Source organism: Caballeronia fortuita (assembly GCF_001544835.2).
In the GTDB taxonomy this organism is placed as follows: domain Bacteria; phylum Pseudomonadota; class Gammaproteobacteria; order Burkholderiales; family Burkholderiaceae; genus Caballeronia; species Caballeronia fortuita.
This window is the reverse complement of sequence record NZ_FCNX02000012.1, coordinates 171,410-196,969: the sequence shown is the minus strand read 5'-3', so window position 1 is coordinate 196,969 and position 25,560 is coordinate 171,410. Positions and strand designations below refer to the sequence as shown.

Annotated in this window: 31 protein-coding genes and 2 pseudogenes; 13 read left to right on the top strand and 20 right to left on the bottom strand. The window is 59.7% G+C overall.

The annotated features are described in order from the left end of the window. Window positions 1-39: 39 nt before the first annotated feature. A complete protein-coding gene (locus tag AWB77_RS23050) occupies window positions 40-864 on the bottom strand; it encodes a tetratricopeptide repeat protein (RefSeq protein ID WP_061136748.1) in 825 nt (274 codons plus the stop codon). Window position 865: 1 nt separating this feature from the next. Beyond that, window positions 866-1,822, bottom strand: a complete 957-nt coding sequence (ku, locus tag AWB77_RS23045) for a non-homologous end joining protein Ku (protein ID WP_061136747.1) — start codon at window positions 1,820-1,822, stop codon at window positions 866-868. Window positions 1,823-2,018: 196 nt separating this feature from the next. Here ku and AWB77_RS23040 point away from each other — a divergent pair, with 196 nt between their 5' ends. Beyond that, window positions 2,019-2,729, top strand: a complete 711-nt coding sequence (locus tag AWB77_RS23040) for an SOS response-associated peptidase (RefSeq protein WP_061136806.1) — start codon at window positions 2,019-2,021, stop codon at window positions 2,727-2,729. A 246-nt stretch (window positions 2,730-2,975) separates the two neighbouring features. Here AWB77_RS23040 and AWB77_RS23035 read toward each other — a convergent pair whose 3' ends face one another. From AWB77_RS23035 to AWB77_RS23005, 7 genes are all read right to left on the bottom strand, one after another. After that, the gene (locus AWB77_RS23035; protein WP_061136746.1) at window positions 2,976-3,461 is read right to left on the bottom strand and encodes a hypothetical protein; all 486 of its coding nucleotides are present in this window, start codon (window positions 3,459-3,461) and stop codon (window positions 2,976-2,978) included. A gap of 323 nt (window positions 3,462-3,784) precedes the next feature. Next, window positions 3,785-3,979 carry a hypothetical protein gene (locus tag AWB77_RS23030; RefSeq protein ID WP_035510755.1) on the bottom strand — a complete coding sequence of 65 codons (195 nt, stop codon included), beginning with the start codon at window positions 3,977-3,979 and terminating at the stop codon, window positions 3,785-3,787. A 104-nt stretch (window positions 3,980-4,083) separates the two neighbouring features. After that, the gene (locus AWB77_RS23025; RefSeq protein WP_244158617.1) at window positions 4,084-4,893 is read right to left on the bottom strand and encodes a CsgG/HfaB family protein; all 810 of its coding nucleotides are present in this window, start codon (window positions 4,891-4,893) and stop codon (window positions 4,084-4,086) included. 190 nt (window positions 4,894-5,083) lie between these two features. Continuing rightward, complete coding sequence (locus tag AWB77_RS23020; protein WP_061136744.1) at window positions 5,084-5,266, bottom strand: hypothetical protein; 183 nt, start codon at window positions 5,264-5,266, stop codon at window positions 5,084-5,086. Then, entirely contained in the window at window positions 5,263-6,204 is a 942-nt protein-coding gene (locus AWB77_RS23015; protein ID WP_061136743.1) for a hypothetical protein, read from the bottom strand. Before AWB77_RS23015 ends, AWB77_RS23020 begins: the two co-directional genes overlap by 4 nt. A 95-nt stretch (window positions 6,205-6,299) precedes the next feature. Continuing rightward, entirely contained in the window at window positions 6,300-6,809 is a 510-nt protein-coding gene (locus tag AWB77_RS23010; RefSeq protein ID WP_061136742.1) for a DUF2726 domain-containing protein, read from the bottom strand. A 672-nt stretch (window positions 6,810-7,481) separates the two neighbouring features. Next, the gene (locus AWB77_RS23005; RefSeq protein ID WP_074168947.1) at window positions 7,482-8,588 is read right to left on the bottom strand and encodes a CAP domain-containing protein; all 1,107 of its coding nucleotides are present in this window, start codon (window positions 8,586-8,588) and stop codon (window positions 7,482-7,484) included. A 324-nt stretch (window positions 8,589-8,912) separates the two neighbouring features. On the opposite strand from AWB77_RS23005, the gene AWB77_RS23000 reads away from it, so the two are divergent. The 7 genes from AWB77_RS23000 (at window position 8,913) to AWB77_RS22975 (ending at window position 11,025) form a co-directional block, all read left to right on the top strand. Beyond that, window positions 8,913-9,146, top strand: a complete 234-nt coding sequence (locus AWB77_RS23000; protein WP_061136740.1) for a type II toxin-antitoxin system Phd/YefM family antitoxin — start codon at window positions 8,913-8,915, stop codon at window positions 9,144-9,146. Next, entirely contained in the window at window positions 9,146-9,523 is a 378-nt protein-coding gene (locus tag AWB77_RS22995) for a type II toxin-antitoxin system VapC family toxin (RefSeq protein WP_061136739.1), read from the top strand. Before AWB77_RS23000 ends, AWB77_RS22995 begins: the two co-directional genes overlap by 1 nt. A gap of 34 nt (window positions 9,524-9,557) precedes the next feature. After that, on the top strand, window positions 9,558-9,734 hold the full coding sequence (locus AWB77_RS36460; protein WP_167354169.1) for a hypothetical protein: 177 nt from the start codon (window positions 9,558-9,560) through the stop codon (window positions 9,732-9,734). Window positions 9,735-9,767: 33 nt separating this feature from the next. Then, the gene (locus AWB77_RS22990; protein ID WP_061136738.1) at window positions 9,768-9,986 is read left to right on the top strand and encodes a hypothetical protein; all 219 of its coding nucleotides are present in this window, start codon (window positions 9,768-9,770) and stop codon (window positions 9,984-9,986) included. A 14-nt stretch (window positions 9,987-10,000) separates the two neighbouring features. Further along, complete coding sequence (locus tag AWB77_RS22985; RefSeq protein ID WP_061136737.1) at window positions 10,001-10,291, top strand: DUF2471 family protein; 291 nt, start codon at window positions 10,001-10,003, stop codon at window positions 10,289-10,291. 119 nt (window positions 10,292-10,410) lie between these two features. Beyond that, window positions 10,411-10,659 (top strand): hypothetical protein, encoded by a 249-nt coding sequence (locus tag AWB77_RS22980; protein ID WP_061136736.1) that lies wholly within the window; start codon window positions 10,411-10,413, stop codon window positions 10,657-10,659. Between the two features lie 15 nt (window positions 10,660-10,674). Further along, window positions 10,675-11,025, top strand: a complete 351-nt coding sequence (locus AWB77_RS22975; protein WP_061136735.1) for a hypothetical protein — start codon at window positions 10,675-10,677, stop codon at window positions 11,023-11,025. 600 nt (window positions 11,026-11,625) lie between these two features. Here AWB77_RS22975 and AWB77_RS22970 read toward each other — a convergent pair. The 3 genes from AWB77_RS22970 to AWB77_RS22955 all read right to left on the bottom strand — a co-directional run bounded on the left by AWB77_RS22970 (window position 11,626) and on the right by AWB77_RS22955 (window position 15,112). Continuing rightward, on the bottom strand, window positions 11,626-12,408 hold the full coding sequence (locus AWB77_RS22970; protein WP_061136734.1) for an SDR family oxidoreductase: 783 nt from the start codon (window positions 12,406-12,408) through the stop codon (window positions 11,626-11,628). After that, window positions 12,405-12,743, bottom strand: a complete 339-nt coding sequence (locus AWB77_RS22965) for a nuclear transport factor 2 family protein (RefSeq protein WP_061136805.1) — start codon at window positions 12,741-12,743, stop codon at window positions 12,405-12,407. Before AWB77_RS22965 ends, AWB77_RS22970 begins: the two co-directional genes overlap by 4 nt. 506 nt (window positions 12,744-13,249) lie before the next feature. After that, window positions 13,250-15,112 (bottom strand): CocE/NonD family hydrolase, encoded by a 1,863-nt coding sequence (locus AWB77_RS22955; protein WP_157694896.1) that lies wholly within the window; start codon window positions 15,110-15,112, stop codon window positions 13,250-13,252. 458 nt (window positions 15,113-15,570) lie between these two features. Here AWB77_RS22955 and AWB77_RS22950 point away from each other — a divergent pair, with 458 nt between their 5' ends. Both AWB77_RS22950 and AWB77_RS22945 read left to right on the top strand, forming a co-directional pair. Further along, window positions 15,571-16,482 (top strand): LysR family transcriptional regulator, encoded by a 912-nt coding sequence (locus AWB77_RS22950; protein ID WP_061136731.1) that lies wholly within the window; start codon window positions 15,571-15,573, stop codon window positions 16,480-16,482. Between the two features lie 267 nt (window positions 16,483-16,749). Further along, the gene (locus AWB77_RS22945) at window positions 16,750-16,998 is read left to right on the top strand and encodes a hypothetical protein (protein ID WP_061136730.1); all 249 of its coding nucleotides are present in this window, start codon (window positions 16,750-16,752) and stop codon (window positions 16,996-16,998) included. A 2-nt stretch (window positions 16,999-17,000) separates the two neighbouring features. Here AWB77_RS22945 and AWB77_RS22940 read toward each other — a convergent pair. The 3 genes and pseudogenes from AWB77_RS22940 to imuA form a co-directional block, all read right to left on the bottom strand. Then, window positions 17,001-18,377: pseudogene (locus AWB77_RS22940) on the bottom strand (helix-hairpin-helix domain-containing protein); the annotation flags it as partial. 239 nt (window positions 18,378-18,616) lie between these two features. Next, complete coding sequence (locus tag AWB77_RS37050) at window positions 18,617-18,763, bottom strand: hypothetical protein (RefSeq protein WP_157694895.1); 147 nt, start codon at window positions 18,761-18,763, stop codon at window positions 18,617-18,619. 25 nt (window positions 18,764-18,788) lie between these two features. Then, window positions 18,789-19,496, bottom strand: a complete 708-nt coding sequence (gene imuA / locus AWB77_RS22935) for a translesion DNA synthesis-associated protein ImuA (RefSeq protein ID WP_061136804.1) — start codon at window positions 19,494-19,496, stop codon at window positions 18,789-18,791. Between the two features lie 442 nt (window positions 19,497-19,938). On the opposite strand from imuA, the gene AWB77_RS22930 reads away from it, so the two are divergent. Continuing rightward, window positions 19,939-20,235 carry a flagellar transcriptional regulator FlhD gene (locus AWB77_RS22930; RefSeq protein ID WP_061136729.1) on the top strand — a complete coding sequence of 99 codons (297 nt, stop codon included), beginning with the start codon at window positions 19,939-19,941 and terminating at the stop codon, window positions 20,233-20,235. A 2-nt stretch (window positions 20,236-20,237) separates the two neighbouring features. Continuing rightward, complete coding sequence (flhC, locus tag AWB77_RS22925; RefSeq protein WP_061136728.1) at window positions 20,238-20,822, top strand: flagellar transcriptional regulator FlhC; 585 nt, start codon at window positions 20,238-20,240, stop codon at window positions 20,820-20,822. A 5-nt stretch (window positions 20,823-20,827) separates the two neighbouring features. On the opposite strand, the gene AWB77_RS22920 is transcribed toward flhC, so the two are convergent. From AWB77_RS22920 to AWB77_RS22905, 4 genes are all read right to left on the bottom strand, one after another. After that, window positions 20,828-22,306 (bottom strand): 3'-5' exonuclease, encoded by a 1,479-nt coding sequence (locus AWB77_RS22920; RefSeq protein ID WP_061136727.1) that lies wholly within the window; start codon window positions 22,304-22,306, stop codon window positions 20,828-20,830. An 81-nt stretch (window positions 22,307-22,387) separates the two neighbouring features. Next, window positions 22,388-22,726: a hypothetical protein gene (locus AWB77_RS22915; RefSeq protein WP_061136726.1), complete on the bottom strand. Its 339-nt coding sequence runs from the start codon at window positions 22,724-22,726 to the stop codon at window positions 22,388-22,390. A gap of 62 nt (window positions 22,727-22,788) precedes the next feature. Beyond that, window positions 22,789-23,175, bottom strand: coding sequence for a hypothetical protein (locus AWB77_RS22910; protein ID WP_061136725.1), 387 nt, complete (start codon window positions 23,173-23,175; stop codon window positions 22,789-22,791). Window positions 23,176-23,265: 90 nt separating this feature from the next. Further along, window positions 23,266-23,724 (bottom strand): hypothetical protein, encoded by a 459-nt coding sequence (locus AWB77_RS22905; protein WP_157694894.1) that lies wholly within the window; start codon window positions 23,722-23,724, stop codon window positions 23,266-23,268. A 163-nt stretch (window positions 23,725-23,887) separates the two neighbouring features. Between AWB77_RS22905 and AWB77_RS22900 the strand changes: the two genes are divergently transcribed. Continuing rightward, the gene (locus AWB77_RS22900) at window positions 23,888-24,535 is read left to right on the top strand and encodes a TetR/AcrR family transcriptional regulator (protein ID WP_061136803.1); all 648 of its coding nucleotides are present in this window, start codon (window positions 23,888-23,890) and stop codon (window positions 24,533-24,535) included. A gap of 81 nt (window positions 24,536-24,616) precedes the next feature. On the opposite strand, the pseudogene AWB77_RS22895 reads toward AWB77_RS22900, so the two are convergent. Beyond that, window positions 24,617-25,497: pseudogene (locus tag AWB77_RS22895) on the bottom strand (DMT family transporter). Between the last annotated feature and the right edge of the window lie 63 nt (window positions 25,498-25,560).

Here is a 25,560-nt window from a genome sequence, read left to right as displayed (position 1 = left end):
GATCAGGAACCAGACGGCTTCGATCGTCATCAACATCTCCTATAGCTTCTGCAGTCTGCGGAACTGGTTGAAGTGGCGAATGGCAAGGGTCGCTTCGCCCAGTTCTTCGTGGATGCGCGCGGCGTTGAAATGGGCATCCGCGAAGTCGGGGTCCTGTTCGATGCAACGCTCATAGAACTGCAGCGCCTCGCGGAAGCGGCCCGAATCTTCAAGCGCCACACCGATGTTGAACAGCAGCACCGGGTCGTTCGCGCGGTATCGCAGCGCGTCGCGGTACACCGCTATCGCCTCGTCGAACCGCTCGCTGTCCATCAGGATGCCCCCAAGGTTCAGCGATGCGTCGGTATAGTCGGGCGCGCGTTCAAGCGCTTTCCGATAGGCCGCTTCTGCGGCGTCGAGGTCATCGTCCTCCAAGGCGCGCGCCTGCCGGAACAGGTCAACGGCTTCTTCACGTGCCCGCTGCTCGCGCGGCGCTTGCATGGAAGCGACGTTTCCCGACGCCTGTGGCTGCTCGAAATCCAGCAGCAGTTGGCCGGTTTCCGCATCCCACTGGCGGCTTGCCCCATCCCGCACCGCAACCCGGTCGCCGACTGCAGCAATGCGCACGCCAGTGAGCGATCCTTCACGCCCCCAGCTCTTCTGAAGGTGATCAAGTGCGCGGACGATTTTCATGGGGGAGACACCTGCCACTCGGAGCGCGTGCGCGGTCCTGAGCATGACGATGTCCTGGAAGGTAAAGCGCCGCTCGCCTTTTTCGCCGCCCACCGGTGACACGAAGCCCGCTGCGATCAACCGTTCAACGACGCTGCGCGACACGCCGAGCATGCGCTGCACATCGCGAAGGCTGTACCCGTCGTCTTGCATATCACCGTTTCGTGCCAGTTTTGCGCGCCGGTGCCGGTTGGTCCTCAGTGGCCGCCCGGCGCACCGCCCGGCGCTTGGGCGCCGAAGCAGCTTCTGCCGCTTCTTGCGCTGGCGCGGCGGTGCGCGCGCTCTTGCGTGCGGCTCGCGGTGCGGCTGGCTGCTCTGCTGGCCGTTCCACAGGCGGCTTTTTCTTCAAACTCGCCCGCAGTGCTTCGACGAGATCGATCACCTGCGCGCCGGGCTGTTCGATGGCGGGCGCGGCGGTGATTTTGTTGCCCGCGATCTTCTTGTCGATCTCGGCGAGGATGCGCTCCTTCTCTTCGTCCTTGTACGCGGCGGCGTCGTAGCTGTCGACGCGGTACTGATCGATCAGTTGTTCGGCGAGCTGTAGCTCCGTCGGCTGAATATCCGTCTCTTCGATGCCGATATCGGCCTGCGAGCGAACCTCGTCGGCGTAGAGCAAGGTCTGGAGAATCAGGCCGTCGTTGCCGGCGCGCACCTGCACCATGTGCTGTTTGCCCTTCCACGTCCAACGAGCCACGGCGCACGTGCCGCTGTCCTTCATCGCTTCTTGCAGCAGCCGGTACGGTTTGCCGCCGCGCTTGTCCGGGGCGAGGTAGTAGGGCTTGTCGAGGTAGATCGGGTCGATCGCCTCGGTCGGCACAAACGACACGATGTCGATTGTGTGGCTCGCGCTCGCTTCCAGCGCCTCCAGCTCCGACTTCTCGAAAATCACGTACTTCTCTTTCTCGAATTCGTAGCCCTTGACCATATCGGCGCGCTCGACGACTTTTCCGTCGTGCGGACAGACGTACTGCTGTCTCAACCGGGTGCCGCACTCTTTGTGCATCAGGTTGAAACCCACTCCTGACTTGCTCTCGGTGGCCGTATAGACCTTCACCGGAACGGAAACGAGTCCAAAACTGAGCGTCATCGATGCGATCGAACGGGCAGCCATACGAACCTCTCGTAGGTTATATGGCCGGCCACATCTCGCCGCATGACGCGGCGCTACGGCTAGGCGGCAAGGCCAACGGCACGATTCGTGCAAAATAGGTGCCACGACCCGGGGCATGGCCCGGGACCCGATACATCGTTGGGCGGCGCCAGATGCGCTCCGGCAACTCACCCGTTTCGGCGAGAGAGAGGGAAAAGTGTGCACCAGCTACGAGTCTAATCCGAAAGATGCGTTCGACGTCTTCAGTCTGTTCCCGGTGCCGAATTTCGACTACAAGCCGGAGATTTACAAGGACTATGCCGCGCCGATCTTCCGCCGCATCGACGGTGAGTATTTGACTGACGCTGCGACGTTCGGCATGGTGCCGCGCGAGTTCATCCCGCAGGGCGTGAAAGCCTTCGATACGATGAACGCGCGGTCCGAATCAGTCGGGCAGAAGACGAGTTTTCGCACCGCGTGGAATAAGTTGCAACTCGCCCTGATCCCGTGCCGCCGGTTCTACGAGCCAGACTACGAGACGGGCAAGGCAGTGCGCTGGCGCATTGGGATGGCCGATGGCGCTCCGCTTGCTATAGCTGGGCTATGGCGTGCTTGGAAAGATCCCGCCGACGGCTCAGCGAGCCTGTCGATGACCATGTTGACGGTCAACGCCGGCGACCACCCGTTGATGAAGCGGTTCCATAGGCCGGGAGCGGAGAAGAGGTCGGTGGTCATCATCCCGCCAACCGAGTACGAGGACTGGCTGTCTTGCAAAAGCACGGACGAAGCGCGGTCCTTCCTGCAGCTTTACCCGGCCGACGAGATGCACGCCGAGCCGTTTCCTCTGCCGCCCAGAACCGCCAAACCGAAGGCAGCCGCTAACGTTGATCTGGCGCAAGCGTCCCTTCTTGCGGATGACGGTGGCTGATCGAGGGCGGAAGATGCCGGTATGAATAACAGGAGAAGGGCGATGCCTACTTATCGAGCGGCATACGTTCCGCCGGAATTCGGTTCGAACGGCGTCGGCGTGCTGCTGACGCCACCTTGACGGACGACGAATTGATGGCCGTTGCTCGGCAGGTGGCCGCTGCCAATGGCGTAGAAGGCGAAATCGTCATAGGCAACTGGAGTGACTGATGCGACAGAGGCGTCGCATCATCGATTGCCGAAGAACTTAGGCGGGCGTGCGTTTGACTGTGATCCGGTACTCTGCGCCGCGGTTGTCGGTCGCAATGGCCGTCGCGGCGTTGAGCGGGACCGTCGTGTCAACGTGCTGCTGCCAGCCCGAATCCTCTAAATCAACGACGACGTGCGCCGTATTGTCGGAATTGAGCGCAACGACGTTAGCCACTAGCGTGAATTGGCGGTGTCCGTCGTTGCTCTGCTGGACTCTCCAGCGGCCGATCACATCCTTGGTAGCATAAGACGCTTCGAGAGCTTTGGCGTCGCTGTATTTTTCGACATTGACAGTCGCCAGAGGGGCGGTGGTCGCATCCTGCCACTTGGCGTTGGCGCAAATGACTGCTTGATGCGATGCAGTCTCGTCGAACGCGCCATTGTTCTCGCCGGCGCATTTCGCGCCCATGACCTGCTGAGCATGCGCGGTTCCGAGCGTCGCTAGAATCGCCCATGCTGATGCAAGCAGTTTTGCTTTGTTCATTTCGAATTGTTTCCCGTAAACGAGGTCCCGGCTCTGTGCGCGACCACTCGCGGATGTCGATGTCGAGGTCACACCAACCGACGCTGGCCGCTCGCAGCGTCGTTTGCTAGTCGAATTCCGGGTCAACGATGTAGCCGCCACCGCGGCCAGCAACCGCGATCGGGCGCGCGCGAAGCGAATACTTGAATGTCTGCCACGTAATCCTTCGACGTAACAGAAGTCGCCCGACGTTGAATGCGTATCGGATGATCACGCTCATCTCAGAATGGGGACCGACGTGAAGCTCTGAAGCTCCTGCCCCGGTGACAGCCCCATTGCGTTTCTCAGGCCCGGCTGCCGAGCGCGCGCTCGATCTTACGATCGGTCTTGTACTGGCCGAGTGCGAAAACGGACCAGATAGCGGCGGGGATCCAGCCAATCAGCGTGATCTGCAGCAGAAAACAGATGATCCCGGCGATCGGACGGCCGATCGTGAAAAACTGGAGCCACGGGATGATGATGGCGAGAAAGAGGCGCATATGTGCTTCCTTGATGGTTCGATGAGACCGGTATAACGGCCTGCTTAAACGGTTCCTTAACATGCGGGAGACTTCTGGCCTCCCGCCTCTATGCGATACCGCGATCAGTTGACGACCAGAGCGCCGCCGTTGCCGAGACCGCCCTTGACGTTCTGCGCGCGGTACTGGCGAACTGCGCCAACGAGGTTGTTGAGGGAGTCGGTGAAAGCCGCGACGACGACCTTGCCCTGTGCCGTGCGTGCGTAGGCGCCGCCGCCCGCCGCACCAGCGCCGCCGAAGCCGCCTGCGAACACGCCGGAGAGCATGCCGAAGTCGACGTTGCGCGCCGAACCTTCTGCGGCCGCCAATTGGACGCTGGAGCGGTTGTCGACGAGCGTCAGCATGGTCGACGCTTCCTGCGCCTTCATCGTGCCAGCGGCACCGGCGAGCACACCGCCAACCACGGGCACAAATGCGAGGAGCCCTGCTGCGCCGCCGCCCGCGTCGCGATTGCTGAACGTCACGCTCGGGCTGATCGTGTAGTCGGCCGCGACCATCTGGCCTTTGTGCATCTTGGAGGTCTTGCGCAGTTCGCCCGATGCGTTCAGGGCGCGTTCACCCATCGCGGTGCCAAGCGCGCGGCCGCGATCGACGATCACGAAGCAGTTGCTTTGCTGGACGAGCAGTTTCAGCACAGGCACCGTCGAGCCGAGCTGATATTGACCAGTGAGAAGGTCGTACCACGGCGCTTCCGTATCCTCGACGATGGCCACGGTGCCGAGCGGCGCCGGGCAGTGCTGCAGGCCTGCATTGGCGTTCTGCGACGCTTCGCCGGCGGCGGAACCGGTCGCCGCCGTCTTGGCGGATTGCGCGCCCGGCTGCATCTGTGAACAAGCGGACAGCGCGAAAACGGACAGGGCGGTGATGCCGATCATTTTGAGCTTCATGGTTCCTCGTTGTAGTCGTGAATTCTTGATTTATGGCGCAACGGCCGATTGAGCCAGCAGCGGTTGCGCGGTCACCGCGCAGACGCTTTCATGAGCGAAAACAAGGCTACCGGCCGTGGGCGCGTCTTGGATTTGGAAAGACGCGTGTTTTTGCGCGTCTTTCATGTTTCTGAGGTGTCTAACGCCAGCGGCGCTCGAGCGGGGTTACTCGCCACCACACGCCGTCAAGGCTCGATGCTTGCGCGCGAACGCGACGCATCGCCCCGCGCTTCACCATCAGCCCGCCGTCCTTGACGAACCCCATGCCTTTCAATGCCTCAGTGGTGTATCGCCTTCTCAGCGTCGCGTAGATGCGAGTCATGACGACTTGCCGTCCGGAGAAGCCGCCACCTTCGGCGGGCAGTCGAAGCCGGTTCGGTCCCCTCGGATTACTTCGACATCTGCGCGGTTCGCCCGCACGAGAACGTCGCGCGACCCGTTTGTTTCGTCGAAGAGCCGTATGTACGAGCTTCCGCCGACCCCATGCCACACGGCGCGGGCGTCGCGCGTACCCCACTTATCGGTGGTCGGAAGCTTGCAGAACTGCACCTTCACACCGCTCGCCGTTGCGATCGCAGCCAACTGCGTATGCTCAGCATCGGAAAAGATCACATCTTGGCCGGGCGCTGAGCGCACGCCGAGGTTCACCATCGACAAATTCAGGGGGGCGGGGCGGGTAGCGACGAGCGCGCCAGAAATGGCCACCGCCAAGAAGACCACCGTGAGACGAATATCGCGCTGCTGCACTTTGGACGGAACGATCAGCACGATGATCGCGGTGATTGCGCCTACAGCAGCAAAGAACATAAAGGTCGCGTGCATGCGGGCGTCGGGGGACTGGTCCCTGACAAAAACGAGCAGATAGGCAAGGGGGAGCGCCACGAGAAACGACATAAAGACCATCGATCCGCTATCGACTGCGCGATGCAGCGAAGCCGCCGGCGGCTCCCCGCGCCGCTTGAGGCGGAAGTTGTTGGCGACAACCAGAAGCTTGAGCGCCCACAACGTCGAGAAGGCCCCGAAGCCGACGCCGATCAATGCTATGCAGGTGAATGAGAACGCGGCGGACGCCAAGAAGAACGCATCGCCCAGCGACAACCCCTCGGGCACGATGCTTTCGAAGTAGCAGTAGGCGACCAGTATCAGACCGCCGAGGAGGAGGACCGCTTTCCACGCGGTCGAGAAGGATGCTTGAATGACGTCGATGAGCGACTTGATCACTTTGATCGCGTCGACGGGCTCTTTCTTGTTGGGTTCCATGGGACCTCGCTTAGGTGACGATAGCGACGCGAGTTCGTCCGCGTCACAAACCAGCCTATCGACACCACCGCGAAGTCAAGGAACTTGCCGCCGCTTCACACCTGCGAGAAGAGCGGGGAACGTTCGGCTGCTTGAACCGCTTGAATGCGCGTTTCGGAAGGGAATAGCGCCGCGCGGATTCCGATTTCGTCCGGCTTCGCCTTCGACTGAAAGCGGACTGTCCGAATACCCGCGCTTGCGAGATATGCGTCGCGCACGGCGTCACGCGCGGCGTCGTGCGTCCTATCATCAAGCTCGACGACAGCAACGAGGGCGAGCTGTCTATCGTAGACCGCGTAGTCCACCCGCTTCTGCGAGATCCGTCGAAAGTCGATGGTGCGCTGCTTTCCGCTCGAGATCGGCTGGATGATCGCTGACATCGCGACTTGCGGAAAGATCAACGCCTCGGGAAGCGCGCGGCGAAGCCGCTCGAAGAACTCCCTCTCGTTGGCGGTCAGCAGAGGAATCGCCCTATATCGCGGCTTCGCGGCTACCTTTCTGGCAATGACCGCTACGATGCCCACCAGTAGGGCGATGACTACGACTGGCGCAATGTGGCTTTGCATGTTCCCTCGGTGCGGTTATAGGTTGAGCACGGCAAGCAGAGGCTGAACGCTTGTTCGGGCCTCGCTGAAAGCCGTGCATTTTTGAGGCGTTACTTTGGAACGGCTGTCGGATGACCACCGCGACGGTTCACGGGTCGAGCTTTCGTTGCTCGCGCATTGGTACCCTCACCGCTCCCGCCGAAACTCTTTAGGGTCGTAAACCGCCTTCTGCCACGCTGTGAGGTGCCTTCGTCGGCGGCTTCCGCGAATACTGCGGATTAACGCCAAGACAAAAAGGACGCAGAACAGTCCCAACAGTCGAGTTCTGTTTCGGTGAAACAGATCGACAGCGTGTGAGGCCGCAAGGTCCAAATGGAGGCTTCGTTGGGCCGCCCACGAAAAAACGAGGTACAACCCACCTAACACGAGCAGCCACACCAAAGCGATTTTGGCGCGGGATGGGCTCCGGCCGGCGGAGTGCAAGTGCCTCAGATTTGGGTGGATATATCCGCTCCGCCCTAGCGAACTGCTGGCAGAGTTTCTTCGGCGCATTTCTTCCCGATACCAATCTCTGTCTTCAAGGCTCATTTCTGGTTTCCGAGCTTGGGCGGTTTGTCATTGATCGCACGGCCCTGCCAATGTGCGGACATCTCCCGGCGCCACGTTGCAAGCCGTGCATTTCGTGAAAGACGCTTATAGAACGGCTGGCGGACGAACACCGCCACTGTTCACCCTTTGAGCCTTCGTTGTGCTTGCAGCCTTGGTGGTGAACGACCAGCTGAGATCAAGCGGACTGTTCTGCGTCCCATTCGCCCCGAATGTGGTCAGAACGCCGACGACATGCACCGTGTAAGTGACGCTTGAGTTGAGCGGCTTGAAAGGAACGCACATCGCAGCGTTCGTGAGTTGCGTATCGTTGGCAGGCGTCTGAAGCTGACACGGCACCGCATTCCCGCCGCTGTCGGTCACCGTATAGCTGACGGAATTGAGTTTCGACAACATGTTGCCCTGAATAGTGATGGGATAGCCGGTGTATGTCTGGTTGTACTGCGGCGCGGACGCGAACGGGCTCGGGATCTCGTTGACGTACCAATCCGTCGGAACGTCCGTCTCGTTCGGGTACGGATAAGCGATGACTTGCGTGCCGCTGAGGGCGGACGTCATGTTGCCGAAGTCGATGTTGAACGCCCCCCACGTCGAGCTGGAGGCGCTGCCCACGCCCATACTGGCGAGGTTGTCGAGCATGATGACACGGTGATAGGGCGCGTCGAACAGCAGCCTGACGGCCACCAGAGAGTCGGTGAATGCTCGCGCATCACCTGCAGACGTTACCTCGCCCCAAGCCGTGTAGCTGCCTTGTGCGTTGATGCGGACCCCGGGAGTTGCACCGGTGAATCCGGGCTGACCAGCCGTCTCGTTGTGGCTCAGAATCGAGTTGTCGGCAAGATAAACAGCATGGTTTTGCGACGACGTCATTAGCCCCTCGTCGATCGAGAGCGCCGTCGTGTAACCGACGTTATGCCGCATGGCGTTAAGGTAAGCGATGCTGTCGGCGATGGGGTCTCCCGTGGCCGCAACGCTCTGCGCCGTGGACGCCGGTGGCAGGAAGCTCGCTTTCTGAGACGCGGCCGGCGTGCCGCTCTTGCTCCCCGTGTCGTTCGAGCCTCCTGTGCTGTTTGAGCTTTTCGCGCTGTTCGAGTCAGAAGAATCGCCCCCGCCGCATGCGGCGAGCACGGCGACGGTCAAAGCCGTCAAAGCGAAAAGGCGAATGGACGGCAATGCAGCAGACGACTGTTTCAAACCAGACCTCGTTAAGTTCGTGGACGCCGTAGGGCGTTCCGATCGTTTTCTTAGCCACCGACTCCCTCGCTTGCGAGGGGCGATGTAAAGCCAGTGTTGGGGAAAAGGTGCCTTGTCAAGGTGCAGCCGCGCGCCTTGGCGGACCGGCAGCACTGCATCGTGAACAAAAAACCGAATCTTGCGCAGGCGAAAGCTACGGTTTTTCATCCGTCTTTTGCCCGTCCCTGTCCCGGTTAGGTCAAGCATCAAACCACCTACTGCGTTCTACACATTGCCATCACGTCGAGACTTGGCTAAACTAAGCTAATCAGTGGTGGAGGGTCCATGCAGACCGTGAATATCCATGAAGCAAAGTCGCAGCTGTCGCGCCTCATCGAGGCAGCCGTTAGCGGCGAAGAAGTCGTCATTGCCAAGGCCGGAACGCCCGTCGTTCGGCTCGTTTCCGTGGAGCAGAAGCCGAAACTTCGCCTCGGCTTGATGAAGGGAAAAATCACGATCGCCGACGACTTCGACGCGCCGTTGGCGGACGAGGTCTTGGCGACGTTCGAGGGCCGGTAATGCGCCTGTTGATCGACACACACGTTTTTTTGTGGGCGATGGGCGGCGATAGAAGGCTTTCCAAGCGTGCTGAAGCAACGATGCTTAGCGCCGACGTTGTGTTCGTCAGCGCCGCGAGCATTTGGGAGATATCTATCAAGGCGGCGCTCGGAAAGCTTGACGCCGATGTACCGGAGCTAGTCGCGCGGATGGAGGACGCGGGGTTTCGCGAACTACCAGTAACGGCGGCGCACGCTGCGACTGTTCGCGAGCTGCCAGACATTCACCGAGATCCCTTCGATCGGATGCTCGTGGCACAAGCCATCACGGAGCCGCTGCGCCTGCTCAGCGAAGACGACAACGTCGCAAAGTACACGGACCTCGTCATAAAGCTCTGACTGTCAGCCAGTCATGAAACACGGAAAACGAACCATGTCCAATTTGACTCCAGCGCTTGCTCTGCGGGCAGCGATTAACGTTTTGCGCGATTCTGCGGAGTCACGCAGGATGCCGAACGGCGAGCCGCTAACCGATACCGTTGTGCAGCTTCATTTGGACGCGGCGGACATGCTCGAAGAATCTCTGTCGGACCTTCGTGACCACGAATGAGGAAAACGACGCATCGAATCAGGAGATGAGACGATGGCTACTATCGAACTCCGAATCAACGATCGTGAACTTGAAGCCGAGCTTACCGCTGGATTAAGGGTAATCGTTCGTGAACGTGATGTGGCTGAGGTCGCTTATTCATTGACTGAAGCGTTCGCCGCGCTACTCCCGCAAGGTCGGGAGTATGTGCTCCGGTCGACGGTCGAAGATGCGATCAGGGCTCTGCTACGAAAGCACGCACTGCCCAATTAGGAAACGGAGAGAAAATGGACGCACTGTATGCCGCCGATGCGGCTTTGAGAGACGCCGTGCCTGCAGCCGTGCAACGCCATCGGCAGGCCGGGACGCTGACTTGGGCGCTAATTCATAAAATCGAGTCGGAGGTTCTCAGTGAAGTTGCATCCACTGGCGAACACAGCGCGCGGATGCTCGGCATGTTGCGGGCCTCTCCCGCAATGGGCTATCCAAACGACGACCGGCCGGTTTCTTTCGAAGGCCACGACGTGGTGCCCACGGTCTTCGGCGCGATCTACGCCGAATGGAATCGGATCAAGTGACAACGGGCGCATTGAACTGACCGACACGGTCTCACTATGAAATAGTTGGTGGGTGTCGCCGGCGCGCGCAGCGTCCACGGCCCGGCGGAAACCCCGACGCAGCGACAATAAGGATATAAATGGACATAGCCTGGAACGATAGCCTGCTTCGTATATTCGGGCTGGCTGCTCTCGTCGGGATCCTTTCCGGCGCCCTGGGCCTTATCGGGCTTCTCGTTGGGCAGGCGATTAATCTGGGTGCCGTTGAGTTGCACTACGCAACGGTCGACGTTTCAAAAGCCGGTGGCATTGGCGGAGCGATCGGCTTCGGCCTCGCCGTTGTGATCTTCGTATTCGCACTCAAGGCAGAGGCGAAGCAGGATGTTTGATAGGAAGTTGGGGCCATGCAGCTCGATGAGCGCACTTATACGAAGCAGCAATGGGAAGCGATCGCGCTCTATGTGGAAGCTCGAATGCGCCGTCGGCGATTTTTGTTCCAGGCCGGCGCGGCAGCCGTGTTCGGATGCGGCAGCGTCCTCATAACTCGTTGGTTGATGCAATCGGGGGCGGAGCTTTCGAGCGCTCTGCAATGGACGCAGACCGTCGCGCCTATCGTCCTGCTTGTCGTCCTATGTCTTGGAGCATTCGCGTTCCAGAGGGAGGTCGCATCAGGCCGAGAAGCGATGTTGGCATCCGGGCTTACGGCGCAATTCGTTGCTGATTTCGAGAAGTACCCGACGAGCAAATTTCCCTGAATTCACATGCGCCCTAGACAGCGCTCGCGACGAGATACGAGCCTTCAACGGCAAGCGTCCCCCCGAAGCGATTGGACACCAGCATGCGCAAAGATTGCGAGGACAGACGGGCCTGTTGAGTACGCTCGTCGTGCGACGCCGGTCACAAAGACGCATATCGATTTGCGAGACGGTCCGACGGCGCCATCCGTAACTCGCCATCAAGCAACAAAACAACCAAACTTCTTGCACCAAAAAAAACCGACGCATTGCGCGTCGGCAAAAAGGCTCACAGTGGAGCCCTGAGAGACCGGCACACCGAACAAACTGCACCATGTCAAGGCGGATAGACGACTGCTGCACGCTGCCTATGCGAATGTCAAGACCGGTCCTCAGCTCGCTTCCCAATTGAAGTTGGCGGTGGCTTCAACGCTGTCGCAAGCCTGCTGGACACTTTGGGCGCATGATCTTGCCGCCCATACCTTTTTCCAACTCCGCTTTCTGATTCGATCTTGAGCAGCGTCGCGGCGTTTGAGATGTTTCAGGACGGGTAAGAGGCCCCTTAACTAATGGAAGGCAAGCCATTGGGCTCGCGTTAGCTCAGCCGGCCGCTGCAGTCGGCTACACGGTGGGAACAGTGCCGCCGTCGATCCGATACTCGGACCCTGCAATCGAAGCGGATCGCGACGACGCCAAGAAGGCGATTAGATCGGCAACCTCATGTGGCTTGGCGGGTCGGCCCACTGGAATCCCTCCCAGCCAATCCATGACGATCTTCTTACCGCCCTCGTAGTCCGTTCCTGCCTGTGCACCCATCCGCTCAGCGAACGCTACCGAAGCCTCGGTCTCGATCCAACCTGGCGCCACGCTCAACACGCGCACTCCCTTTGGCGTCACCTCTTTTGACAATGATTTGCTATATGTCGTGAGGGCACCCTTGGCCGCCGCATAGGCAGTGGTCGACTCAGGAAGAGGCAGCACGCGCTGGATGGAACTGACGTGGATGATCACACCCGAGCCTTGAGCGAGCATCGACGGCAGCAGCGCACGATCCAACCGTACGGCGGGCATCAAATTCAGATTCAGCTCGGCGATCCATTGGTCATCGCTAATTGCGGCGAAACCGCCAGCGGGAGTAGTTGAGCCGCCGAGCACGTTGACCAATATGTCGACGCCGCCCCAATCCTGCAGAATGGTATGAGCAAGCAGACTCGTGCCTTCCGCTGTTGATAGGTTCGCAGCTACGTAGGTGACTCCCTCCATCGGCTGCGCCGGCAAGGTGCGCGCGGATGTCGTCACCCGCGCGCCGGCCTCGGCAAAAGTTTTCACGACTGCAGCGCCAAGGCCCAGCGTGCCGCCGGTAACCACCGCCCGCAGACCATTCAACTGAAGGTCGAAGCTCATACCGAGATCTCCAGAGATGCGATTAAGCCCGTGGCAAACCCGAAGCGGAGGGTCATGTCAATAGGACTCCCTTCGAAGGTACCGGCTGCATGTACGCGGACGATATGAAACTCCCCGTCGCGCTCCAATTCGAAGGGCATCATCGTGTAGGTGTACTTTGCGTCAGCTTTCGCCTTCCAAGCCTTGATTTCGTCTGTCCCGGTGTGCATTTGCCCGACATCGTTAACGACGGCTTGCGCGGTGAAGCACCGCGCGACGGCTTCAGGGCCCTGCCGATCCGCCGCAAAATACGCTGAGATCGGTCCGGGAAGAGTCAGCTCAACTTGTGCACTCATATACATGGCTCCTTGTAACGAACGAATTGGTAAGAGTGCTTCAAGCTTCGTAATTAGAGAATGAGTCAGAATCCGTATGGCCAGTTAAAAAAACAGCACATAATCAGCGCGGATGCGTTTCCCGGGTTCAGTGTTTTCGGCTGGTTGCTGATCGCGAGGTGCGCAGGGCAGCACCACCTTGCCGGCCTTTGCTCTGCAACCGAGCGCTCACTGAGCTGCTCACAGCCCTTCGCCGGCATACTGATTGCCGCGGCACACTCTGAGCCTTGCACCGAGTCGGCTTGAATCGCGAGGCGCCTGACGCCGATGGAGACGTCGGCGCCTGTTGAATTGCAGCAATGGCCGTCGATTCCGCGTTGCACCCAACGGAGCAGGTGGCCATCAACAGCCTGGAGGTCGAGACGAAGGGCTGGATCGACCCGCCCTTCGTCTTTTCCGACTACAGGGCTCCAAGATGCGCCTGCCCCGAGCCCAAGTATTTGAGACCTTCTGGGCAGCGCCGCCGTTCATCGCGTGATAGGTGCGACAGGTAGTTCGATAAAGGACTGATGGTTAGCATCATGAAAGATACGCTGCTGGGCCGTCTTTATCTGTTCCGTGCTGTTGCTGTCGAGCCCAGTATTCAAATTCCTCGCGTAGTGCGGAAAGTCCGAGGACGAAATCTGCACACGAAGCTTGTGATTCTTGGGCACGATGATCGCAGTCGGTCCCAGATCAAGTTCAAACTTGGTGGCTCCATCCGCCGTGAGCAGCTGCCGAGGCAGCTTCGATCCGGCACGATAACTTGCACGGACGATGCGGTTGACCACATTGTGCGTACTGCCGTCGGGGCGAACATCCACGAGCTTCATCGTGAAGTCCGTATCCACGGCTGAAGAACTCGCCCAAAAGCTGGCTCTGACATTACCGATCACGGGCATATCACGGTCCATGCTTTTGCTTGTATAAACCAGGACGTCCGGGCGTTGTTCTACGGATGCCTGCTCTTGCGCACCCCCTCGTACGGCGTTCGTCGGACTTACGAAGCAGCAGACATTGCCGCCCACGGTCGGCACTGGCTTGTTCGGGTCATATGCAAATGAATCGAAAGTGGCCCCCGTGGTCACCGGCGTCGGCGAGAGGAAGCCGTCGCCCGATCGCGTGTTTGCACTACCACCGCTGCCCATGTAGTAGCGGGTCGAAACCGTGCCAGGTAGCGGGAAGTCGTCGCCCGTCATCCAAAAGCCACTGCCCGTCTGGCCTGAATCCGGCGGAAGCAGCACGTAGATCCGAACTGGCGGCTCCCTGTCAAACCCGTTTGCAACGCCCTTCAGGTGGTAGTCGAAGAAGCGCTTTTCGATGCTCGGATCGGGCGTATCGTTGCCGAACGTCGGAAAGCCGCTATCGACAGAATGTCCGTAGGCTCTCCACACGAGCTTGGCATTGTTGCGCGCGGCCGCAGTTGCAGCAGCTTTCTTCATTCCTTGAAAATTACGAGCGCTTCCAACAGAAAAGATGTCATAGGAGGCACCGCTAGTGAGGGTCGCGATGTCAAGCGTGCCATATTTGTTCTCGATATCGATCCTCTCCCACGAGGCATCGTAGGTGGGCGTCTTCAACCATTCCAGATAGAAGGGCTGGTCCGCGTTCATCACCTGAAGAGAGGTCAGAGGCAGGGTATTGGGCCACGTCGTATCGACGTTCTGCGCGACTTCCGCAGTCCATGCTGCCGCTTGAGCGTCGATCGTGCTCTGGGGCGCCCCGCTGGCGGTCAACTTTCGAATGATCTGGTCCGCTTCGAAGGCTCCTGCCGTCCATGAGACGTTGAACCAGAGATCAAACACGCCATTTTGATACGTCCAGTTGTCGTGGTAGTCGGAGGCCGTGATGTCAGGCGCGATCGCAACTAGGTGGGGAGGGCGCTTAATGGCCGCCTGCCACTGTGTTAGGCCAAAGTAGGACGCACCCTTCATCCCCACCTTCCCGCTCGACCACGGCTGGGACGCCGCCCATTCGATAGCGTCGTAGCCGTCCTGGCCCTCTTGATCAATCGGCTTGAAGGTGCCTTCGGACATAAACGTCCCGCGCGAGCTTTGCACGACCGCGACATACCCATCTTTTGCATACGAGACGAGATTTTCGAAGTGGTACCCGGAAAAACATTTCTCGCCATACAGGCGGCTATAAGGACTTCGGATCATCAACGTCGGCATTTTCCCCGTCGTTTTGTTGTTGCGATAAACATAGGTCTTGAGACGAGTGCCGTCTCGCGCTGGAACAATCTGTTCTTCGCAAACCAAAGACGGATAGTCGGGGGACGTGACGATTTTCAAATCGTTCACAGCAGAATGATTGTCTGCATCGCTGCCGCCACAGCCCGCTATCTGCATTGCCGCGCATGCCGAGACAAGCGCATAGCAACCCGTGCTCCGTACTATAGGCATACCGTTGTCTCCAGATTTTTTGTTTGAAAGTGCCTGCCATCCTTATCGATGACCGGATTCGCGCAGCCGTCTGGTTCCTTCCGAGCCGAACTCGCCGCGCAACAAGCATGACGCGGTCGGAGCTAACAGGTAATCGCTCGAATTCTTAATAGGTCATGTAGCGCGGCGCATACAAACTGCTGATTCAAGTGATGGGGAAGTTTCCAGAGCCCGCTCGCCGGCCGTCCAAAGGAAGCCGATTTGGCCATCGAGGGAAATCTGGGCGTTCATTACCGTTCTCCGGGTCTGGGGCGAGGGGGCCGATGCGTTGGACTCTTTGGTGGAGACAGTTGCAGGCGTCGCCCTTGCGATAATTTAGGTAATCGCTGTATATTGCGTGCAGTCAATGAAGATAACGGTGCATAATGCGCGGGTCCGATTTTGCTGAGTTGAAGGCCTTCATTGCCGTCGTGGAGCGACAGAGCTTCGCGCGCGCCGCAGAGCATCTGGGCCTATCCGCTTCGGCACTCAGCCAGACCATCCGACAGCTCGAGGGCCGCATCGGAGCCCGTCTTCTGAATCGCACTACTCGAAGCGTTGCGCCATCGGCAAGTGGCGAGCTGCTGTACAGGCGCATAGCTCCGTTGTTTGGAGAGATGGCTGCTGCAGTCGCTGAAGCCAGTGAGTCCACGGGACAGATGAGCGGCACACTTCGCATTAACACGCTGGGGATAGCGGCGAGAACTATCATCGCGCCCCGGCTTTCACGTTTCCATCAAGCACACCCTGACGTGGTTCTCGACATCGTGGTCGACGATGCGCTGGCCGATATCGTGGTTGGCCGCTTTGACGCGGGCATCCGTGTGGGTAACCGACTCGAGAAAGACATGGTGGCCGTGCGCCTCACGCCGGACCTAGACATGGTTGCGGTAGCGTCCCCAGACTACCTCTCGCGTCGAGGGACTCCCAAATCACCTGCCGATTTGCATAAGCATGCATGCATCAACTGGCGGCTCCAGATGGATGGCAGGCGTTACCGCTGGGAGTTTAGGAAACGGGGGCAACAACTCGAAGTTGAGGTTGACGGCCCCGTCGTCACGAACCATGCTGACATCGGGATAGCTGCTGCCGTGAACGGGCTCGGCATTGCGTATCACTTTGAACGAGATGGCGTGGGTGAGCTTCTGGCCCAGGGACGGCTAGTCCAAGTTCTCGCGGACTGGTCAATTTCGCGCCCGGGGCTGTTCCTCTACTATCCGAGTAGGCAGCACCGACCAGCGCTCCTCGGTGCATTCATCGACTGTTTGTTGGATCGAAAGCCGTTCGATCAGCTTTAGGCCCTTCGCTATTGTTGACTGGTCCGCGGATCCCGGAAGTTTTATAGAAAGCGGGGCACCACCCGGCTCATGGTCTGTCCTGGCCAGTGCTCCGCGACGCGCCAGGCCGCTCTCGGCAACAATGTTGGTGCTGGCCTGCGCTCGTTTGCGACCGCGCAATGTCATTAGCAAAGGGAGCGCCAAGTCTTTTTTCAGTCGCTCAGCGAGCACATCACAAGCGGGAGCGAAGACCACGTTCTTGCGCGAAGACACCGGAAAACCAAAACAATGAGAACCACTGCTTACGTCGTTGCGCTCGTTGCTGCGTTCGCATTTGGTTGCAGCGAGCACCGACCGTCCGACGAAAAAGAGTCGCTGTTGTCGGCTGCCCGCGCCGCGAACGAACAAATCCAGATGGTGATCGCCGAGGTAAAATGCGGCGATTTGGAAGCACCACAAGGTCTATGTGCGCACTTGAAGCAAGCCCAGGCAGACGTTGACAACACGATATACCGCATAAACGGTGGGCACAAATAGGTTCAGTGAAAATTGCGGCTTGACGTCGCCAAGTTGCCAAGGAGTGACGTCATGTCGACGAGGCGATTCGCGACAAGGTGCTTTACCTCGCCTTCCTTCTGCCAGACTCCATAGACGCCAAGCAGCGAAGCTCCGAGTGCTTCTTTTCTGAACTTCTCGACCAACGACGGCCATACGATCACGTTGATCTGGCCGGTCTCGTCTTCCAACGTAATGAAAAGAACACCGTTCGCTGTGCCGGGCCGCTGGCGCACAGTGACGATCCCGCATGCCTTTGCGAGACGGCCGTTCGGATAGGTGGCGAGCTTCGACGCCGCGAAGATCTTCTTCTCGCTGAGCCGTTCGCGCAGCAAAGCAAGAGGGTGCCGGTTCAATGTCAGGCCCGTCGAGCGATAGTCGCTGACGATCTCCTGCGCATCGTTGGGCGCGGCCAGTACCGGCAGTTCTTCATCGCGCGTCGTCGTGCGCAACAAGTCCTTGTCGGGAACGGCTGCCACCGCTTGCCAAAGCGCCTCCCGCCGATTGCCCGATAGCGCGGAAAGGGCGTTCGCGTCGGCGAGCAGCTGAAGGTCGCGGCGATCGAGCCGTGCTCTGTTGGCAAGATCGTTGACCGACTCGAAAGGACGCACTGCTCGCGCGGCCTCGATGCGCGCGGCCGACTCGTCCCGCATGCCGCGAATGAGCGACATGCCGAGCCGCACCGGCGCTATCGAGCCATCGCCTTCTAACAACGAATCCCAGTTGCTGATCGTGACGTCGATTGGCAGCACGCGCACCTTGTGACGCTTCGCGTCCTGAACGAGCTGCGAGGGCGAGTAGAAGCCCATCGGCTGACTGTTAAGCATCGCGCACAGGAACGCAGCGGGTTCGTGGCACTTCAGCCAGCAGCTTGCATAGACGAGCAGGGCGAAGCTCGCGGCGTGGCTCTCGGGGAAGCCGTACTCCCCGAAGCCCTGGATCTGCGCGAAGATGGATTCAGCGAACTCGCGGTCGTAGCCACGATCGAGCATGCCGTTCACGATGCGGTCGTAGTAATGCTGTAGCCCGCCTTTGCGCTTCCACGCAGCCATTGCGCGACGAAGCTGGTCGGCCTCGCCGGCGCTGAAGCCTGCGGCAAGCATCGCGACCTGCATCACCTGCTCCTGAAAGATCGGCACGCCGAGCGTGCGGGCCAGCGCCGTTTCCATCTCGGGTGAGGGAAACGACACAGCTTCCAGTCCTTGCCGCCGGCGTAGGTACGGATGCACCATGCCGCCCTGAACGGGGCCCGGCCGCACGATCGCGACTTCGATCACGAGGTCATAGAACTGGCGCGGCTGCAGGCGCGGCAACATGCTCATCTGCGCACGCGATTCGATTTGGAACACAAGGACGAAATCAAAGAGCAGCAGGCGGTCGCGGATGTCGCCACGGCCTTGATGCAGTTCAGCCCGCAGGTATCGATCGCTGAGGAGCAAACGGCTCTCGTTGATGTGTCGGCGAGCTTGCGCCTCTTTGGTGGCGTGCGCGCGCTTAGACGCGCGATCCGCACATCGCTCGCGGCTTTCGGTTTCACGGCTCGGATGAGCGTCGCGCCCACCGGCCAAAGCGCATGGCTCATGGCCCGCTATCGCGGCGGTCACCGGCTTTCCATCCGCTCGCTGATGCGGCAGTTGCCGCGCTTGCCCGCCTTGCTTGTGAGGACGCCGCCCTTGCGCATGCCCATGCGGACACCGGCCTCGTGCGCCACATGATCAAGTGCGACCACACGCTCATGGTCGAGCACGACTAGGCCCGGACCGAAGCCGGCCTCACTCGTGGACGACCAGTTCGGCTGGAAGACTTCTCGGCTGAGGTGCGGCAGATACACGCCGATCCACACTTGCATGGCGATTCAACAGGATAGGCGAATGGGTCAGTCCAACGACAAGCGGCTCATCACGCGCCGGGCCGCGGCGCTTGATGAACTCCAATGAAACGCTGTCGCGCGCAGGGCGTACAGCAATGCGAAGCGGGGCAGGCGACGTATCGCTTGCAGCAGCGAGCGGCCGGACCATGAAGAACAGCGATTCGCTCGTCTGCGCGGCAAGGTGCAGGCGGCGTAGCGCTTCAGCTCGCACATGCGTTTGCCAGAAGATCAGTGCGCCGAACGTCCCCGCGCGAAGAATCTGCTCACCCGCCCACAGCCCATCGGCGGTCTTCTGAGCGCGCACGACGTTGATCGACGTCTCAGGCAGACCCCAGTAAGCCGCCGCTTCGGGTTGAAAGCGGTGAGGCGGCTGCAGAAAAGCAATGCGCCGTGACGCGACCGCCTTCAGCGCCGGCAGCAGCAATCGCATTTCACCCACGCCCGGCTGCTGCACCAGCAGATCGGTCAGCGCGCCCTTGGGCCAGCCACCTCCCGGCAGTTCCGCGGCAAGCGTCTCAGATCCACACGGCACGACGTTCACGCGAGCAGAGGCCAGTTGCGAACCTCGCCACAAACTTGGATGAATGTCTTCGAGGGCCAACGCTCCCATGTTCAACCCAGTACTGTATGTTTGTACAGTAGTCTACAGGAAGGACAGCGGTTTGGTATGCCGGAGGAGCGCAACAACTTTCGCAGCGCGTGTAAGCTTGTCGCATGGAAACGTCAGTCTTAATTGCCGAATCGGTATCGGTTACTTATTCGGGCGCTTCACGCTTCCAACAGCCACGAAGGGGACTGCGCTCACGAGAGTGAAAGCATCACGGCAGACAGCACACAGATCACCGGAAAGGGAGAATATTCTTTGTGTGGAGGTGGCGTTCATGAGAAGAATCCTATTCCGCGCTAACGATTGCGAAAAGACTGACTGCCTCTCGCAAACGTTTACCCTGTGTAACTAATTGTTGCAAAGTGGGATTTGTAATCAGACAATTCATTCGCGCTTTGGTTGACAGCGCGATGAGCAAGTCGAAATTACTCTCTGGGCTGCCGCTATGAACACCACCTCCGATCTCAGTGCTATCCGCGAACTGAACATGTCGTACCTCGCGCTCGCGCAGCGCATTCTGGCATCGGACCGGGAAGCGGCACAGTCGCACTTGGGTCTCTCGGTGGATACGGCGGACATGCTTCTGAAGCTCTCGCCGGAACAGACGCTGAAACTCGCATCGTCGTCGCAAGTGCTGTGCTTCTTTCGCATGAGCACGGATGCGATGCTCGCGGGCCTGGCTGGTCGCAGCCACGACGTTGTGGCGTCGCCCGTCGCTAACGACGTCCTTATGGCGGCCTGAAGATGACCACGGCCACGCCTTCAAAGAGCCTCGCTGACGAAGCTGCACAAGTCATGCGCGCCATCACGCTGATCAAGCTCGGCGCTCGCATGCAAGTGCTGGAATCGGAAATCCCGACGATTTCGCGTGAACGGCTCATTCGTCTGTATCGAGAAGTGAAGGGCGCATCGCCGCCCAAGGGCATGCTGCCGTTCTCGGAGGACTGGTATCTGACGTGGGCACCGAACATCCATACGTCGATGTTCGCAAACGTCTACGCCTTTCTCGAAGCGAACAGCAAAGGCTTGGACCGCGTGGATCTGCTGAGTCGCGCGTACTCGCTCTATGCCGAGCACTTCGACATGATCGGCGAGCCGTTGCAGATGGACCTGACGCGCGCCTGGACCTTCATACGTTTTAAGGACGCCGGCATCCTGCGTCTCGCGGGTTGCACGCGTTGCCGCGGCAAGTTCGTCGCGCACGCCCATGAGCCGTCGCATTCGATGGTGTGTGGCATCTGCCAGCCGCCGTCACGAGCAGGTAAGACGAAGGCGGCCGCAAAAGCCGCGCTCGAGCGCGACGCCGCCTTGCAGGCAAAGGCGGCCTGAGCGTTTTATCCGCGAGCGGCCTTCGGCACGTTGAAAAGCCGAAGCAGCTCGTCACGAACATCGGAGATGTCGAGCACGTGTTGCGCGCGCGTGAGCGCTACGTAGAGCAGCCGCATCTCGTCCTCGTCCAAGGTCAACCGCCCATCGACCATCTTGAAGCGGAAGTCGTTGACGATCCGCACCCGCTTCCATTCCAGTCCTTTCGCCCGGTGGATGGTCGAGATGACATAGTCAGCTTGGCCTTCGGGCGTCTGACGTTGAGCGAGCGCGCGCAAGTAATCCGTGCCGCGATAGTCGATGATCTCTACGACAGGCAGCAAATCGCGGCCGACAGCGCTGCGCGCGAAAGCCTGCGCTTCTTTCCAATTCTCGAATAGCGATAGGGCGGTTGGTCGAAAGGTGCGCCTTCCGTTGAGCAACTGATCGGCGCCGTCCGCAAAGGCAATGATCTCGCTCGGGTTCATGCGAAGCGCCGGTCGGTGTCCCATCTCAATGCCCGCCGCGAACTGCCAGATTGCGGTCGCGTTCTTCCGGCAAAGCACCGCGTCCACGGGCGGCTGCACTGACGGATCTTCGACCATAATCGAGCCGATGGTCGGCTGGCCGCGGATCGGGGTGGATTCCCCAAGTAGTGCGAGCACACAACTCGCGAGACCTGCGAAGGTCGGCCCGAAACGGAACGATTCGGTCAGCGGCCGTTCGGGCGTAGCGATCTGCGCCATCGCGTTGACCGCGCCGCGCCACTCGTAAATCTGCTGATACGGATCGCCCACGTAAATCTTTTGCGCATGCCGTTGCTGGGCAAGAACGGACAGCATGATCCCATCGCTATCCTGGGCTTCGTCGAACAAGATGAAGTCGGCGTTGATGCGCGGATTGGACTGGCCCCACACCTTCAGATAAACGTCTGGCTGTATCGCCTTCAGACCGCGTGGGTTGATGCTTTCCGCCCATAGCCGCCCAACGCTAGGCGCGAGCTGCTCGCGCAGCCAGTCGGCCGCATCGTCGCGGATCTTTTCATCGACCGGTATGTGGAAGGGCTGTGGCGTGTCGTCAGCGGACCGACAAAAGCGGCCGAGACCGTCGGCAATCATCCGGCCGATCTCGAACGGCGCGACTTCCGCGTTCTTTCCCGTGATGGTCGGCACCTCAACAGGACCGAAGCCGTATCGGGCAGCCAGTTCGTGCGGTGGCTCCGCGGGCAGATTGATGCGCGCGGTCAGCCACGCGGGGGTGCTAGCGTAGGCGAGCGAATGGACGGTGCGGGCTGAGACGTTGGCGGGAAAGCCTCGGCGCGCCGAGTCCGCGATCTCCTTATTGAACGCCAGATAGCTACCGCGCCGGCCAGTGAGCTGCAGAGCGACGAGCCGAAGCGTCGAGGTCTTACCTGCGCCCGCATACGCTTTGACCTTCAGATCGCCACCACCTTTTGCGGCTTCGACGACCGCTTCCTGTTCCGCCGTGGGTTTGTATGCCTTGGCCACCGATCGCTCTTCCAACGAAAAGAAGCAGTGTGCCGCAAGTTCGACCGACCGGTGCCGGCGCGGCCGCCACGCTCGCTGCTGCTACTTGCGTCCGTCGGCGATGAAGCGAGGTGGAAAGATGATGTGACCGAGCTCGTCTCGCTCGACGGGCAGGTCTGGGCTGTCCAACATCTTCTCAACGTCCTCAACCTCAGGCAACGGAGGCCACGGCCAAGCTTCGGTTGCCCACGATGGAATGTCCGCCTGCAGAACGAACCCGAACTCCTCCGGCTCGTCCCATATCAGGTTGAACGTCTCGTCGAGGATCTGCTGCATGTAGGCGATGTGCTCAAGACGCATCGACCGCCAGTGACGTCGGACGCGGTCTTCGCCGGCGATTACGGTGCGCGACTCAAGATCGAGCACGAACCGGTGCTTCATGTATGGCTCGTTGGCCCACAGCGATTCCCATTCTCCGACCGCATATCGTTGCATCGACGCTCCTAGTCCCAGCGCCAATCGTGACGCTCTTTCGCATGGAGAGCCAACCCAAGAATATCCGGTAAGCCAAACGACGACGCCCTTCGTTTTGCTGCGATGAATTGGTCAACGAGTGTCGGCTTCACCCTTAGCATCACCATCGCCTCCAATTCGTCATAGTCGAAGAGATGGATCATCGCGGGTCGGTTCGCGACCAACGCGCTAATCTCCCGACAGCGAACGGCTTCGCGAGCGCTCGCCAAGCCGTACTTTTGCCGCACGTGCTCATGGACGTCGCGACGTGCCTGAATGCGGTCTTCGTTCGTCTTGTACTGCTCGAATACGTCAAATTCAATGTCCAAAAGCGCGAGGCTTATCTCGTTTCCTGCTTCTATAAATCTCGGCGGCACAGCAGATCCTCTCTCCTGAAATATTCTCGGCGGTAGAAGACGTCATAGCGGCCAAACCACCGAAATTCTTAAGAGCTTGCCGAAAAGTCCTTATCTGGACCGTTGTTTTAGAACCTTCAGCAGCCACGCGTCGACGGGGCGCGCGCTAGCTAGGTCCACGAAGATGGGAAGACTGCCGCCGACGATGTCGCGTGACTCTACGGCGACTACGGGGAGCTTCCATGGTTCGGCAGCCGGCCGAGTGGTCGGCAGGTCAGCCGCATTAAAGTCGAGCGAGTATTCCGTGAAACTCCGGTCTGTCTCGACCACGACACGCGTGCGGTCCACGCGAATGCCCCGAAGCTCTTGGCCGACAATGCGGCCGATGACGACGTCGAGTTCTTGCTCTCGCGCGAGGCGAACGGTTCCTGCGTGGTGCTTACGATGCAGGTGGATCACAACAGCCGCTGTGGGTTTTTCTTCAAGTAGCACCAAGCGGTAAGTCGCGACGCGAGGCTCCCGTTTCTCATTCGCGTAGACGATGTCCCTAAATTGACCTAGATACGCCATGGTCCCTCCGTTAGCTGCCGCGACACTAACGTCACGACTCACTACCTAGCCTACGGAACGGCCAGTGAAGTCAAGGCAAGCCGGCAAACCGATCGAGGGCGCGATGTGGCGTTCATAATGCTGTCGAGCGGCCATATGCCGCCGCAAAATGAACCGACAAAAAATGGACAGCAAACCGCCTAAGTCAGTAGTCAAACGTGATCCCGAGGGGACTCGTCGCCGCATTCTTGAAGCGGCAAAAAGCCAATTCGCCAAGTTCGGACTAGCCGGCGCGCGGACCGACGCAATTGCCCAGGTCGCTGGTACGAACGAACGAATGCTCTACTATTACTTCGGCAGTAAGGAGCTGCTCTATGTCGCCGTGTTGGAGTCCATGTACGCCGACTACGCGAAGAAGGAGAGCGAGCTGGACCTGACCAGGCTGCAGCCTCGTGAGGCGATGGCAGCGCTCGCTACCTCCATCTGGGCGCATCTATGGGACAACCCCGAATGGATCGGCCTGATCAACAACGAGAACCTGCATCAGGGCCGGTACCTGAAGTCTTCACAAAAACTCGGCGAGACGATCTCGCCGGTGGTTGAAGTCGTCAGGTCGATTCTTGCGCGGGGAGCCGATGCAGGACAATTTCGTAGCGGAATCGATCCGCTCGATTTTTACGTCACGCTAGTTGGGATGGGCTACTACATCGCTTCGAACCGCTTCACGATAAACGCGTTCACCGGTCGCGATTATGCACACTGGTCTGATCGGCAGAAAATCTCCGAAATGCATTTGGAGATGCTGGACGCCTATCTGCGTTCCGCAACGTAGCCGCGCAAACGCCGATGTGTCGAGTCGGCGCCGGCCGTTGCCGACCCGCAGCGGTCCTACGCAGCCCTCCAAAGCGGACGGTCATGCGCTGCGAGCCAGCATCCACCCGAGCTTTCCGCTCGCTAAAGCCGTTCCGAAGAGTACAATCGCGCATCCAGCGATCATCACCAATGTGATCGTCTCCCCCAGAAAAGCCGCGCCCCAGATCATTCCAAAGATAGGGATGAGAAAAGTGACAGACGCAGCGTATGCGGCACCGACACGCTCAACCAGCCTGAAAAACAACACGTACGCAAAGCCCGTACACACCACGCCGAGTGCTGCGACGCATGCCCAAGTTGACGGCGCGACGGAGTGCTTTGGCCAAAAATACAGCGCGAGAGGGATCAGCAAGATCGAGGCGAACAACTGGCTGCCAAAAGCGACAAGGAACGGATTCATACCCGCAAGATGACGTTTGGAATAGTTCACCGCAAATCCGTAGAACAGAGTCGCGAGCAGTGCAGCACCGATCGCGAGCGGGAGAGCGCTGGCGCCGTTGATGAGAGTGCTCCACGCCAGAATCACGACACCCGCAAGCCCAAGTATCAACCCGATAGCCTGCCCGAATCGCATCGATCCTCCGAAACCAGCGACCGCGATCAGCGCAGCCCAAAGCGGCGTCGTCGCGTTCAAGATCGAATCAACGCCCGCGTTCACGTAGAGAGTCGAATATGCGAGCAAACAAAACGGTACGGCAGAGTTGGTCACGCCCACGACAAACAACGGCCACGCTTTGGATCTAAACTGGCTACGCGCTGTTGCGGATCGAAGCGCAGGCGCCAGCACGATTGCTGCAATTGTGACGCGTAGCGCGATTAGAGGGATCGGTCCGATATCTGGTGCACTGGTGCCGCCACGCGCATAAAGAGAAACGATGCACCCCAGATAGCAGCAAGCGTGAGCAGTTCGATTACGTTCATTGAATATGTCGATCCAGTGGTTGATTGGTATAGGCGCTAGCATCCGCCACTTCTGCAAGGCTG